The sequence below is a fragment of the Mycolicibacterium llatzerense genome (genome assembly GCF_025331195.1).
In the GTDB taxonomy this organism is placed as follows: domain Bacteria; phylum Actinomycetota; class Actinomycetes; order Mycobacteriales; family Mycobacteriaceae; genus Mycobacterium; species Mycobacterium llatzerense.
The window spans coordinates 893,370-907,024 of the sequence record NZ_LXOV01000012.1 but is presented as its reverse complement, the minus strand read 5'-3'; the positions used below and the strand labels follow the sequence as shown (position 1 = coordinate 907,024).

At 67.3% G+C, this 13,655-nt stretch carries 12 protein-coding genes; 4 read left to right on the top strand and 8 right to left on the bottom strand.

The window, feature by feature from the left end:
- Positions 1-19: 19 nt before the first annotated feature.
- Together A7G45_RS19255 and A7G45_RS19250 are read right to left on the bottom strand one after the other, a co-directional pair.
- Positions 20-2,161, bottom strand: coding sequence for a DNA gyrase subunit A (locus A7G45_RS19255; RefSeq protein WP_260939454.1), 2,142 nt, complete (start codon positions 2,159-2,161; stop codon positions 20-22).
- Positions 2,162-2,173: 12 nt separating this feature from the next.
- On the bottom strand, positions 2,174-4,207 hold the full coding sequence (locus tag A7G45_RS19250; protein WP_260939451.1) for a toprim domain-containing protein: 2,034 nt from the start codon (positions 4,205-4,207) through the stop codon (positions 2,174-2,176).
- A 140-nt stretch (positions 4,208-4,347) separates the two neighbouring features.
- Here A7G45_RS19250 and A7G45_RS19245 point away from each other — a divergent pair, with 140 nt between their 5' ends.
- On the top strand, positions 4,348-5,544 hold the full coding sequence (locus A7G45_RS19245) for a winged helix-turn-helix domain-containing protein (protein ID WP_260939440.1): 1,197 nt from the start codon (positions 4,348-4,350) through the stop codon (positions 5,542-5,544).
- Between the two features lie 6 nt (positions 5,545-5,550).
- Here A7G45_RS19245 and A7G45_RS19240 read toward each other — a convergent pair whose 3' ends face one another.
- From A7G45_RS19240 to A7G45_RS19225, 4 genes are all read right to left on the bottom strand, one after another.
- Positions 5,551-5,955, bottom strand: coding sequence for a histone-like nucleoid-structuring protein Lsr2 (locus A7G45_RS19240; protein WP_260939438.1), 405 nt, complete (start codon positions 5,953-5,955; stop codon positions 5,551-5,553).
- A 153-nt stretch (positions 5,956-6,108) separates the two neighbouring features.
- Entirely contained in the window at positions 6,109-6,555 is a 447-nt protein-coding gene (locus tag A7G45_RS19235; protein WP_260939435.1) for a VOC family protein, read from the bottom strand.
- Positions 6,556-6,577: 22 nt separating this feature from the next.
- A complete protein-coding gene (locus A7G45_RS19230) occupies positions 6,578-7,987 on the bottom strand; it encodes an APC family permease (protein ID WP_260939434.1) in 1,410 nt (469 codons plus the stop codon).
- A 28-nt stretch (positions 7,988-8,015) separates the two neighbouring features.
- The gene (locus tag A7G45_RS19225) at positions 8,016-8,933 is read right to left on the bottom strand and encodes a proline iminopeptidase-family hydrolase (protein ID WP_260939432.1); all 918 of its coding nucleotides are present in this window, start codon (positions 8,931-8,933) and stop codon (positions 8,016-8,018) included.
- Positions 8,934-9,038: 105 nt separating this feature from the next.
- Here A7G45_RS19225 and A7G45_RS19220 point away from each other — a divergent pair, with 105 nt between their 5' ends.
- From A7G45_RS19220 to A7G45_RS19210, 3 genes are all read left to right on the top strand, one after another.
- On the top strand, positions 9,039-9,806 hold the full coding sequence (locus tag A7G45_RS19220; protein ID WP_260939431.1) for a FadR/GntR family transcriptional regulator: 768 nt from the start codon (positions 9,039-9,041) through the stop codon (positions 9,804-9,806).
- A 126-nt stretch (positions 9,807-9,932) separates the two neighbouring features.
- Positions 9,933-10,781: a 4-hydroxy-tetrahydrodipicolinate synthase gene (gene dapA / locus A7G45_RS19215; RefSeq protein WP_260939805.1), complete on the top strand. Its 849-nt coding sequence runs from the start codon at positions 9,933-9,935 to the stop codon at positions 10,779-10,781.
- A complete protein-coding gene (locus A7G45_RS19210) occupies positions 10,778-12,457 on the top strand; it encodes a ribonuclease J (protein WP_260939429.1) in 1,680 nt (559 codons plus the stop codon). The genes dapA and A7G45_RS19210 overlap by 4 nt, the downstream gene beginning before the upstream one ends.
- A 1-nt stretch (position 12,458) precedes the next feature.
- Here A7G45_RS19210 and A7G45_RS19205 read toward each other — a convergent pair whose 3' ends face one another.
- Together A7G45_RS19205 and A7G45_RS19200 are read right to left on the bottom strand one after the other, a co-directional pair.
- Positions 12,459-13,277, bottom strand: coding sequence for a mycofactocin-coupled SDR family oxidoreductase (locus tag A7G45_RS19205; RefSeq protein WP_043394020.1), 819 nt, complete (start codon positions 13,275-13,277; stop codon positions 12,459-12,461).
- Between the two features lie 2 nt (positions 13,278-13,279).
- On the bottom strand, positions 13,280-13,600 hold the full coding sequence (locus A7G45_RS19200; protein ID WP_071285265.1) for a putative quinol monooxygenase: 321 nt from the start codon (positions 13,598-13,600) through the stop codon (positions 13,280-13,282).
- Positions 13,601-13,655: the final 55 nt, after the last annotated feature.

The window sequence follows — 13,655 nt, the reverse complement described above, 5'->3', positions numbered from 1 at the left end:
TGTCGGCCAAGCCCGCGGGTTACTCTCCCGCGGGCGACACGTCCGAACCCGATCCCTTCACCGACGCCTTCGCGCGCTTCTCGGCGCGCACGGCTCTCCCGTTGCGCACAAACCCGGTGGGGGAGACCGCCGCCGTAACGAGAATGTGCTCGCCGGCGGTGAACGGGTGGAACCCGACGCCGGCGCCACCGCGGCCCTTGACCGGGATGTCGGCGACTTCGGTTACCTTCCAACCCTTTTCGGACGTCGACAGGATCGCCTCGCCGTTCCCGCAGGTGATCGGCAGCGCGGCGATGACCTCGTCGCCCTCGCCCGCCAGCTTCACGCCGGCGACGCCATTGCCTGCCGCGCCTTGCGGATTCACCGAGGCCGGATCGATACGCAGAACCTTGCCGCGGCGCGTCACCAGCGCCAGGTGGTAGCCGGGCGTCAGCACACCCGAGCGCAGCAGCCCGGTGATGTCCGGAGCCACCGGGATGTCGCGGGTCTTGAACGGCAGGCCGTTGCCGTTGGTGAACTTGACGCGCCCGTCGGTCCACACCGCCCAACCCAGGCCCGCGGTGAGCAGGTCGCCGTGGGTGTCGGAGAACACGCCACGATCGTCAAGACGCCAGTTGGCGTTGACCTTTCGTTCGCGGGAGCCGTCCTCGTCGGAGCCCGATGCCGTCGGGACGCCCTCGAGATCGAGGACGGTCCGACGGTCGAATTCGGGTCCGGCGAACAGCTTCGCCGTCTCCTTCAGTTCGTTGTCGATCACCACGCGCCGGGCGTCCGGGTTCGACACCAGCTCGGTCAGCTCGGCGAACTCGGCGTCGAGCTTGTCCGCCTCGGCCTGCAGCTCGATGACGTCGAGCTTCGTCAGCCGCCGAAGCTGCAGGGCCAGCACGTAATTGGCCTGCTCTTCATCGATGCTGAACCGTTCCTGCAGCCCCCGCCGGGCGTCGTCCACGGTGTCCGAGCCGCGGATGACCGCGACAGCGGCGTCGATGTCCAGATGGATCTTCATCAACCCGGACACCAGATGCCTACGGGCGGTGACCTTCTCCAGCCGATACTGGCTGCGGTGCAGCACCACGGAGTCGCGCAGGTGCAGGAATGCGCCGATCAGCTCGCGTACCGTCCACCAGCGCGGCACCCGATCCTCGTCCAGCGCGACCAGGCTGGCGGCGAACGTCGACTCCAGCGGAGTCAACGCGAGCAGCTGGTCGCGGATGGTTTCGGCGGCGTGGCCACGTTTGGCGGTGACGACGATGCGCAGCCCGTTGCGACGGTCGGTCAGGTCGGACATGTCGGCGACACCGGCCAGCTCGCCGGATTCGACCAGCGCCCGAATCCGGTCCTGCACAGTGTTACTCGCGACACCGGGCGGCAGCTCGGTGATGACGACGTTCTTGCCGTCGACCGACAGCGTGCCGCGCACCGTGAGCGCACCCCGGCCGGTGGTGAGGTACTCGCGCAGTCCGGCGCTGCCGACCACCGTCGACCCGCAGCCCCAGTCGGGGCCCGGGATCATCTTGGCGAGCCGGTCGTCGGTCATGTTCGGGGTCTTCAGCAGCGCCCGACAGGCCGCCATGATCTCGCGCGGATTGTGCGCCGGCACCTTGGTGGCCCAGCCTTCGGCGATGCCGACGGCGCCGTTGCAGAGCAGCACCGGCCACTGGGCCGGCAGCATCGTGGGCTCGATCCATTCCCCGTCGAAAGTGGGCACCATCGGGACCGCGTGGTCGTCGAGTTCGGCGGTCAGCGCCGCACCGGGCGCCGACAGCCGCATCTCGGTGTACCGGTCGGCGGCGGGGATGTCGCCCTGGATGCGAGGGAAAGCGCCTTGTCCGTCAATGACTTTCACGCGCTGGAACTCGGCGGCCAGCAGCGCCGCGGCGCCGTACATCGACGCGCCGCCGTGCGGGTGCAGGTTGCCGGTGACGGCCGAGCAGACCTTCGAGGACTTCTGCGGCTTGTTGCCGGGCAGCAGTTTCGAGTCGTGCATCTGGTACAGCAGTCGGCGCTGGCCGGGCTTGAGGCCGTCGAACGCCGACGGGATGGCGCGGTCGCTGACGCTGTAGAGCGCGAACGTCAGCTGATAGTGGTTCCAGTAATCGTCGGCGCTCTGGTCGAGGACCAGGTCCGGATTCTGCTCGGGAAGGTCGAGGGGGGAGGTCACGGTCGAGTCCTTCTAGTCCAGGTCCAGCGCAAGGGTGTCGACGACGGCGGCCACTTCGGCCATCCAGCTGCGCCGGCCCTCGGGCGGCCCGCCGAACAGGGTGTGGTGCAACTTCTTCTCGCCGTCGTCGAGGTGCACCCGAATCACGGTGCGCCGCTGCGGATCCAGCACGGTGTTCCAGAAGTCGTCGGCATCCATCTCGCCGAGACCCTTGTTGCGCTGCACTTCCACGCGGCGCTTGGACCGGGCCTTCAACTCGGCGACGGCGGTGTCGCGCTCGGATTCGTCCTGGCAGTAGATGCGTTCCTGACCGTCCTTGACGACGAACAGCGGCGGCAGCGTCACGTAGACCATGCCGGCCGCGACGAGCGGGCGGTAGAAGTCCAGGAACATCGAGATCAGGCTCGAGTTGATGTTGCCGCCGTCGGGGTCGGCGTCGGACGCGAACAGGATCCGGTCGTAGCGGCACTGCTCGGGGTCGCAGTTGTCGCGCACGCCGCAGCCCAGGATGCGCTCGATGGAATCGAACTCGTCCTTGACCCGGGCCTTGTTCACCGTGAACCCGTAGACGTTGGGCGGCTTGCCTTTCAGCGGGAAGGCCGCCTGGAAGGTGGCGTCGCGCGCCGCCTTGATGGTGCCAAGCGCGGAATCGCCCTCACACAGGAACAGTTCGGCACCCGACCCGCGGCCGGTCTCCCGGCTCGGCAGCAGCTTCGGCGGCAGCGACAGGTTCGTGCCCAATCCCTTGGCTTTCGACGCCGCGCGCGAGCGCGCCTTGGCGCCCTCGGCGCTGCGCCGCGCCCGGGCCGACTCCAGCGCGAGGCGGGTCCACAGCGACACCGTGTCGGCGTTGGCGGGGTTCGCGGCCCAGACGTTGACGCTGCGCGTCACATCCGGGGCCATCGCGACGTTCAGCGAGCGCGACGAGACCGCCGTCTTGGCCTGCGAGTCCCAGCCCACGTCCGGCGCGCGGGTGTCGACGGCCAGCGCGGTGACCGCGGCGAAGTCCTGAGGCTCTGGGCCGTCCTCACCCTTGGCCAGACCCAGGTCCCGGATCCGGGACGCGCGATCGGCCAGGGCTTCGGACAGGCCCTTGATCGCGGCGGTCAGGTGCGACCCGCCGCCGGGGGTGCGCACGGTGTTGCAGAACGCGGCCACGGTGGCCGGTTCGGCCGGTCCGGCGGTCAGCGACCAGCGGAACGGCGTGGGGCCGCGCCCGGTGGTGTACTCACCGCGGCCCTCCACGACGGCGCGGACCGCGGGCAGGGGAGTGCCCGCGGAGGTGCACATGAGGTCGAGCAGCGCCTCGGTGCCCCAGGGGCCGTCGAACGGCTGCAGCAGCGCGGGTGGGACTTCCTCGCCGGGCCAGCCCTCGTCGACGACCTTCAGGTGCACACCGGGGCACATCCGGGCCGCGGCGTGGGCGCGCAGCAGGACCTCGCCGATGTCCACGCCGGCGTCCGGTACGACGGCCGGGTCGAACAGGATGCGCACGGTGGTGCCGTGGGCGTCGGGTTTGCGGTTGCCCGCGCCACGCAGTTTCTGGTTGTCCGCACGGATGAACTCGGCGTTCGGGTCGAAATCCTTCCCCTCGAACGTGCCGGGGTAGCCGTGACCGAAGCTCTGCAGGTAGGTCTTGCCGGCGCGGCGCACCGTCACATCGGTGCGGGCGGAGATGAACACCGCGGCGGCGGCGCCGATGCCGTTGAGGCCGGCTCCGGTGCTGGTGGCGTCGGTGTGGGCGGAGAACTTGCCACCGGCCCGGGCCGTCCCGAGGGTCTTGACGATGCCGTTCTTGCCGGTCACCGGGTCGGAGTCGATGGGCAGGCCGCGGCCGTCGTCGGCGACGCTGACCGATCCGTCTGCGTGCAGGGTGATGGTGACGGTCGACCCGCCGTGGCTGGGGTCGGCGACCTCTTCGACCGCGTTGTCCACCAGCTCGCGCAGGGCGGTGTTGAGCACGTCCAGGCCCAGGTTGACCGCCGGTCGCAGGCGGGTGTGCTGAACATCGTCGAGTTCGGTGATGTCCGCAGCGTTGTAGCTCACTGCTGGTCCTTTCCGTCAGGGCCGGGCATGAAGCGCCCATGCCCCAATACAGGGTGTGCCGCAGGAATGGTAGGCGGTGGAGCCGACAACCTTGCAGATCCATGCGCGAATTTGTCGGTGGTCTGCGCCACGATGTGACAGTGGCAGAACTCACCACGGTCCAGGCCCGTCGCATCGCCGTCGCCGCCCAGGGCCTTTACGAGCCCAAGCCGTCCGGTCCGGTAACCCGTGCGCACCTGAAACGTTTGATGTCCAGAATACAAGTGCTGCAATTGGATTCGGTGTCGGTCTGCGTACGGGCGCACTATGCGCCGGTGTTCAGCAGGCTGGGGGCATACGACCGGGACGCGCTCGACGCGCTGGCCTGGAGCCACAATGCGCGGTCGCCGCGGCAGTTCATCGAATATTGGGCGCACGAGGCGGCGTTGCTGCCGGTCGACGACTGGCCGCTGCTGCGCTGGCGTATGCGCGAGTACACCCATGGTCGTTGGGGCACCGAAATCGTCAAGCGCAACGGCGACTTGGCCGAGAAGATCGTTGCCGCCATCGCCGAACTCGGGCCGTCGACCGCGGGCCAGATCGAGGCCCACCTCGAGGCCGAGCCGCGCGGTGCCAAAGGGCCGTGGTGGGGCCGCAGTGACACCAAGTGGGTGGCCGAGGCCCTGTGGTCGTCGGGTGTGCTCACCACCGCCACCCGGGTCGGCTTCGCCCGGCACTACGACCTGGTCGAGCGGGTGCTGCCGGCAGAGGTGCTGGCCCGCGAGGTCTCTGACGACGAGGCGGTCCGGCAGTTGGTGCTCAAGGCGGCCGGGGCGCTGGGCGTGGGCACCGAGGCCGACATCCGCGACTATTTCCGGCTGGGTGCGCGCCAGGTGAAACCGGCGCTGGCGGCGCTGGTCGCCGAAGGCGAGTTGGAGGCCGTGACAGTCGACGGCATCCCGGCGTACCTGCGCGCCGGGCAGACGGTGCCGCGGCGCGACCGGGGGACGGCGCTACTGTGCCCGTTCGATCCGCTGATCTTCTTCCGGCCCCGCGTCGAGCGGCTGTTCGGCTTCCATTACCGGATCGAGATCTACACCCCGGCAGCCAAACGCCAATTCGGTTACTACGTCTGGCCTTTCCTGCTCGACGGCCGGCTGGTGGGGCGGGTCGACCTCAAACGCACAGCCGACGCGTTGCACGTCGTCGGTGCGTTCGCCGAAGACGGCCAGGACCGCACCCGGGTGGCCGCGGCGCTGGTTCCGGAGCTCAGGTCGATGGCGACATGGCTCGGGGTCGACGACGTGACCGTCGGGGAGCGGGGCGACCTGGTGACCGAATTGGGCCGGAAGGTCTAGCTCGGCCTAGTTGGCCGCGTGGTACGCCTCGACGATGTCGGCCTTGATGCGGCCGCGGGACGCGACGTCGTAGCCGTTCTGCTGCGCCCACTCGCGGATGGCGGTCAGCTCGTCCTTCGAGGTCAGTCCCTTGCCGGCGGCCTTCTTGCCGCGGCCGCGGGACGCGCCGCCCTTGGCGGACCGGCTGCTCGGCTCTGCGACCTTCGGGGTCCGGGTGCGACGGCCACCGACCCGGGTGGCGGCGTCCAGATACGGTGCCAAAGCCTTTTCGAATTTCGCCACGTTCGCAGCGGAAAGATCGATCTGGTAATCAACCCCACGGACCGAAAAGTTAATCCGTTCACCGGTGTCGTCGGTGATCTCAGTGCCGTTAATATCGTCCACAAGCTGGACGACAATGCGCTCGGCCACGAATGTTCTCCTTTTATCGGGGGTCGGCCGGAAGTGTAACGACAAAAGTTCACGATGGCACCCCCGACGTCTCGACCCTGGAAATCTGCGGTCGACATGGATGTTTTTGAACGGCTATCCGGCTGTGCATCGAGAATTTTCAATATGCGGTAATTACCACGGCGCCAAGATGATTCGGCATCGACGGGATATCGGCACCCGTGAGTCCAGGTCGTGGTGACAGACCACTTCCAGCATCATGCCGAACGGATCCAGCCAGAACATCGCGAAGTAGGGCGGCGGATATTGCGGGAACGGTTGTGGCCTGTGCAACACCTCGCCGCCGGTCCGCTGTACGAACTGATGGACGCGCTCGACCGCGGACCGGGTCTTGACCATAAAGGCGAGGTGTTGCAGCCCGGTGCGGTGTCGCGAGTGGTCACCGGGTTCGGCCGACGGATAGAAAAACAGGAAGGTGCCATGTTTGCCGCCGGCCGGGCGAAAGGCGAACTGGTCGTCGGCGGCGATGAATGGCTCAAAACCTACCAATGGCATGAATTCGTCGTAGTAATTCTTCGCAGCCGCGAGATCGGGCACGTTGACGCCGACATGGCCGAGCACGATCCGACACTAACGCCGGCTGCTAACCGGCAGTGCCCTGTTGCAATTCTTCGCCGAGCACGGGCACGCCGCGGCCGCGCAACTTGTTGACCAAGAAGACCACCGTGCCGATGCCCAGCCACACGATGCCGCCGATCTTCGCCAGCGAATCCGCGTTGAACAGCACATAGCCGATGATCAAGAAGCCCAGCGTGGGCATGACGAGGTGCAGCAGATAGTTCTTCGACTTCTGGCGGCCGAGGTAATACCAGACGACGGATACATGCAGCAGGCAGAAGGCGAACAGCGCGCCAAAGTTCACCAGTGACGAGATCAGCGCTATCTGACCGACGAAGAACAGCACCAGCACCACGCTGATCGCGCTGACCACCAGGATCGCCGCGATCGGCACCTTGCGGGAACTGATGGTCGACAGGAAGGCGGGCAGCTGGCGGTCGCGGCTCATCGAGTACAGCAGCCGGCCGGTCGCCGCTTGCGCGGCCATCGCGTTGGCGAAGCCGACCGCCAGCACATTGACCACGAAGAACGCGTTCATCCATCCGGTGCTGGATGCCGCTTCGACCAGTTTGAAGAATGCGTTGCCCGCCTCGTCGTCGCTGAACGACGCACGACCACCTGCCAGCAGGCTGGCCAGCCAGGTCTGGCCGATGAACAGGAAGGCCACGAGGAACAGCGCACCGATCATCGCCTTTCCCGCAGGATTGCGCTTACCCGTAGATTCCTCGGCGAGCGTCGAAATACCGTCGAAGCCAAGGAAACTCAGCACAGCGATCGATAGTGCCGCGGCTATCAACGGTGCACTGACGGTGTCCGGGTTCCAGATCGGTGTGGTGCTCCAATGCACGTTGGGCAACGAATCTCCGTTGATGGCACGCACCGCGATCACGACGAAGATCACCACGAAGGCCAGTTCCAGTGCCAGGAACAACCGGTTCGCCATTTTCAGTGAGTTGATACCCAGCAGGTTGATCACGGTATTGACCAGCACGAACACGAGGGCCCACATCCATCGCTGCGTGCCCGGGAACAAGCCGATCATCGATTCGGCGGCCAGCACGTAGAGCAGCGTCGGTATCAGCAGGTAATCCAGCAGAATCGCCCAGCCGGCGAAAAAGCCTGCGCCAGGATGGATTCCGCGGCCAACGTATGAGAACACCGATCCCGCAAGGGGAAAGGACTTGGCCATCTGCGCGTACGCCGTCGCGGTGAACACCATGGCGATGAGGCCGATGAGATACACCAGGGGCACCATGCCGCCGGCGCTGTTGTATACGACGCCGAAGATCGTCCACGGCGCGATCGGCACCATGAACACCAACCCGTAGACGATGAGGTCGACGGTGGAGACGGACCGATTGAGTTCCTGTTTGTAGCCGAATGATTCGGGAGTGCGCTGAGCTTCGCCTGTGGCGATGCGGGCGGTGGTGGCCATGGAGATCCTGTCGGGTCGGGGGAAGGGGTCAGACCCGGGCGGCTGCGGCCAGATCGTGTTTGGCGAGGAAGGCGGCGACGACGGCGCGGAATTCCGTGGGTTGCTCGAGGTGCGAGCAGTGACTGGTGCCGGGGAATACGTGGCTTGTGGCGCCGTCGATGTGGTCGGCATACGGCTGCCACGCCGTGGGGGTGGCCTCGTCGAATTCGCCGGCGATCACCAGCGTCGGCGCGGTGACGGCAGGGAGCCGGTCGATGACGCTCCACCCGCTCAGCGTTCCGACGACATGAAACTCGTTGGGGCCGTTCATCGTGTGGTAGACCGTCGGCTCTGCCTCCATCTGGTCGATGGTGTCGATCAGGTCTTGCGGCATGGGTACCAGCCGGCACAGGTGGCGCAGGTAGAACTCGTTCGTGGCCTCGAGGTACTCCGGATCGGTGACGGTGCCCGCTTCTTCGTGGTGGGTCAGCGCGGCCTGGATTTCCGGTGGCAACTGCGCACGCAGTTCCGCGCAGCCGGCCATCCAGAGCTCCATCGATGCGGGGGAGTTGCAGATCGCCAGCGACGCGAGCCCGGACGGTTGTCGCACCGCGATCTCCGCGCCCAACATGCCGCCCCAGGACTGACCCAGCAGGTGGTATTCGTCGATGCCGAGGGCCTTGCGCACTGTGTGGAATTCCTCGACGAACAGATCGGGGGTCCAGAACGTGGCGGGCGCATCGGGCAGGTGCGTGCTGTTGCCGCAGCCGAGCTGGTCGTAGTGGATGACCGTGCGACCGGTTTCGTCGGCCAGTTCGGCGATGTTCCGCACGTAGTTGTGGGCCATGCCCGGCCCGCCGTGCAGAACGAACAGCGGAAGCAGCGCCGGATCTGGTGATTCGGGAGTGGTGATCTGGACCCAGGTCTCGTGTTCGCGGAAGGAAACCGTGCGGTGCGTGATTGGCATGACGGTCAGCATGCGACTTCAATGGTCTCGTCACAAGACCATTCATCGAAACTTAACAATCGGTGTCGATACTGTGTGAGACGAGGGAAGGGAGCCGATCCGGCGATGACACATGTCAACGGTGTGCCTGCTCCCGGCATACTCGATCGCGAGCTCGAGTCGTCTTCACGGGTCGACGAAATCACCGACCGACTGGTGACCGCCCTCGCCATCGGCGAATACCTGCCCGGCGCCCGGCTCCCCGCCGAACGCGAGCTCGCAGCCTCTTTACGCGTCGGCCGGATGACGGTGCGCGCGGCGCTGGCCCGGCTGGTCGAGCGTGGTCTGGTGGAAACGCGGCGGGGCCGCGGCGGCGGTTCGTATGTGTTGCAGCAGTGGCCGGACTCGTCCACGTCGGCCGTGGCACGCACGCTGCGAATGCGGGTCGACGAGCTCCGCGACCGGTGCGACGCGATCTGCCGGATGCACGGTGCGGTGTGCCGGGCTGCGGCCGAATCGCGGACCGACGCTGACATCGGCGTCCTGCGGCAGCGCCTCGAGGACTACCGCCGCGCCGACAGCGGCCTGGCCGCCCAGCAGGCGGACAGCGCGCTGCACCTGGCGATCATGGACGCGGCTCACAACATCGTCCTCAAACAGGTGCTGCTCGACCTGGAAGCGTCGATCAGTATCGGCGCCCCGGCTCACGTGTGGGGCGAGCCTGCCACCATGCGGCAAATGGAACAGCGGGCGCTCGGTGAGCACACGACGCTGGTCGACGCCATTGCCAACGGTCACGGAGATGACGCCGAGTCGCTGGCGCGAGCCCATGTGGCCATTGACTTCGAGAACATCTCGGCGGCGATGCGTCGTGCTGGAATGCTCGTCGACTGAGTTCACGGGCCGGCGCCGCCCACGGGGGAGCGGAGGGCGGCTGTCGGCTCGCGACCGGGTAATCTGACCCCCGTGACCACCACCGGAATCGACGTCAGCGCACGCTTGGGCACCGTGCTGACTGCCATGGTGACGCCGTTCGGCCCGGACGGCTCGCTTGATCTGACTGGCGCGAAGAAGGTGGCCAAGCATCTGGTCGATTCGGGTTGCGATGGTCTGGTCGTCTCCGGCACCACCGGGGAGTCGCCGACCACCACGGACGACGAGAAGGTCGCCCTGCTCGAGGCGGTTCTGGAAGAGGTCGGCGATCGCGCTCGCGTGATCGCGGGCGCCGGTAGCTACGACACCGCGCACAGCGTGCATCTGGCCAAGGCCTGTGCCGCGGCAGGCGCGCACGGCCTGCTGGTGGTGACTCCGTACTACTCGCGGCCGCCGCAGGCCGGTCTGTTCGCGCACTTCACTGCTGTCGCCGACGCCACCGAACTGCCGGTGATCCTCTATGACATCCCGCCGCGGTCGTCGATCCCGATCGAATGGGACACCATCCGCGCACTGGCGCCGCACCCGAACATCGTGGCCGTCAAGGACGCCAAGGGCGATCTCAACGGTGGCGCGGTGATCATGGCCGAGACCGGTCTGGCCTACTACTCCGGCGACGACGCACTGAACCTGCCGTGGCTGGCGATGGGCGCCACCGGGTTCATCAGCGTGTGGGGCCACGTCGCTGCCGCCGAGCTGCGCGCGCTGCTGTCGGCGTTCAACTCCGGCGACATCGCCACCGCCCGCAAGATCCAGGTGGGGCTCAGTCCGCTGAGCGATGCGCAGAACCGGCTCGGGGGCGTCACGATGAGCAAGGAAGCCTTGCGGTTGCAGGGCTTGGACGTCGGAAACCCGCGGTTGCCGCAGGTACCCGCCACGGCCGACCAGCTGACTGCGCTCGCCGCGGACCTGCGCGCAGCGTCGGTGCTTGCGTGACCACACCCGATTACGCGCCGCCCGGCCCCTTGGAGCCGGGCGGTCTGCGTGTGACAGCACTGGGCGGCATCGGCGAAATCGGCCGCAACATGACCGTTTTCGAGCACCTGGGCCGCCTGCTCGTCATCGACTGCGGCGTGCTGTTCCCGACGCACGACGAGCCCGCCGTCGACCTGATCCTGCCGGACATCCGGCATATCGAGGGCCGGCTGGCCGACATCGAAGCGCTGGTCCTCACCCACGCGCACGAGGACCACATCGGCGCCATTCCGTATCTGTTGAAGATGCGGCCCGACCTCCCGGTCGTGGGGTCGCGATTCACGCTGGCGCTGGTTGCAGCCAAGTGCCGTGAGCACCGGCTCAAGCCGAACATGCAGATCGTCGCCGAGGGGCAGCGCAGCACCCACGGGGTGTTCGAGTGCGAGTACTTCGCGGTCAACCACTCGATTCCCGATGCCCTGGCCATCGCGGTGCACACCGGTGCCGGCACGGTGCTGCACACCGGCGACATCAAGCTCGACCAGCTGCCGCCGGACGGCCGGCCCACGGACCTGCCCGGCATGTCCCGCCTCGGCGAGCAGGGCGTCGACCTGTTCCTGTGCGACTCGACCAACGCGGAGATTCCCGGGGTCAGTCCGTCGGAGAGCGAGGTCGGTCCCAACCTGCACCGGCTGATCCGCGGCGCGGACGGCCGCGTCATCGTGGCCTGCTTCGCCTCGAACGTCGACCGCGTGCAGCAGATCATCGACGCCGCGGTGGCCCTGGGCCGCAAGGTGTCGTTCGTCGGCCGCTCGATGGTCCGCAACATGGGCATCGCCAAGGAACTCGGCTTCCTCAACGTCGCCGACGACGACGTCATCGACATCGGTGCCGCCGAACTGCTGCCGGCCGACCGGGTGGTGCTGATCACCACCGGCACCCAGGGCGAGCCCATGGCGGCGCTGTCCCGGATGTCCCGTGGCGAGCACCGCAGCATCACTCTGACCGCCGGTGACCTGATCATCCTGTCCAGCTCGCTGATCCCCGGCAACGAGGAAGCCGTCTACGGCGTGATCGACTCGCTGGCCAAGATCGGTGCCCGCGTCGTGACCAATCAGCAAGTGCGCGTGCATGTTTCCGGACACGCCTTTGCCGGCGAGCTGCTGTTCCTGTACCGCGGCGTGCGGCCGCGCAACGTGATGCCGGTGCACGGCACCTGGCGCCATCTGCGGGCCAACGCCAAACTCGCGATCCGCACCGGTGTGCCGGAGGAGAACGTCGTGCTGGCCGAGAACGGCGTCAGCGTCGACCTGGTAGGGGGGCAGGCCCGGATCGCCGGCGCGGTGCCGGTCGGCAAGGTGTTCGTCGACGGTCTGGTGCTCGGCGACGTCGGTGATGCCACCTTGGGCGAAAGGCTCACGCTGACTTCGGGTTTCATCGCGGTCACGGTGGTGCTCAGCCGCGAGACCGGCAAGCCGGTGGCTCCGGTGCATCTGCACTCGCGCGGTTTCTCCGAGGATCCGAAGGCCCTCGAGCCGGCCACCGAGAAGGCACAGGCCGCGCTGGAAACCCTGGTCTCCGAACAGGTTGCAGACCCCGCACGCATCGCCCAGGCGGTGCGGCGGGCCGTCGGCAAGTGGGTCGGCGAGACCTACCGGCGCCAGCCGATGATCGTGCCGACCGTCCTCGAGGTCTAGCTCAGCGCTTGTTGACGAAGCCGGCGTCCACCGGCAGCGTCACGCCGGTGATGTAGCGTCCGGCGTCCGACACCAGCCAGGCCACCGTGTTGGCGATGTCCTCGGCGTCGAGGACCTGTACCGGCAACGCGTTGGTCATGTCCGGTCCGGCTTTGGTCTCTGCCGTCAACTGGCTCAACCATTTCCGGGTGAAGTCGTTGTCGATCATCGGGGTGTCCACCCCGGCCGGATGGATCGAGTTGACCCGGATGTTCTGCGAGGCGAGCAGATTCGCGTACACCCGCATCAGGCCGACCATGCCGTGCTTGGCAGCGGCGTAGCCCACCGACCCGGCCATCGGCGAGGCCAGCCCGACCAGACCCGCGACGGAACTGATCAGCACGATCGAGCCGCCGTTGCCGGCCTTGACCATGGGCCGCATGGCCACGTCCAGGGTGTGGAAGACGCCGGTCAGGTTGACGTCGATGACGTCCTGCCAGGCGTCTTCACCCGCCATGGGTGCGATGCCCGCATTGGCGATGACGATGTCCAGCCGGCCGCCGAGCTCTTCGACGCCGGCCTTGAGTGCGGACTTGAGGGCGTCGCGGTCGCGGACGTCGGCCTGGCCGGCGACGATCCGGGCCCCGTTCTCCTCGACCAGCTTGACCGTCGCGGCCAGATCGTCGGGAGTGGCCATGGGGTAGGGGACCGATGCGATCTGGTCGCACAGGTCGACGGCGATGATGTCGGCACCCATCGACGACAGTTTCACCGCATGCGCGCGGCCCTGGCCACGTGCCGCACCGGTGATGAAGGCAACCTTGCCGCTCAGCTCACCCACGGTCACTTACCCCGCAACTGGCCCTTGGCCGGATCGCCGGCGACGACGGGAGCGAGCATCTTGATGTCGGGTGCGCCGTCGAGGTGCTCGCCGATGGCGCCGAACAGTTTGCCGATCGCCGGGGCGGTGCTGTGGGTCTTGAGGGCGTCCGCGTCGGCCCACTGCTCGACGAAGACGAAGGTGCCGCCGTCGGCCTCGTGCAGCGAGTAGAGCTCACAGCCCGGTTCCGCGTGGACGGCGTCGACCGCCTCGACGCACGCGGCGCGGACCTGATCGACGGACTCGGGCTTGGCCTTCATGGTGGCGACGACAACGACCGGCATGGACGAACTCCTCGATAGATAGCTGAACTAGACAGGTGTCCACGTTAGCTCGGAG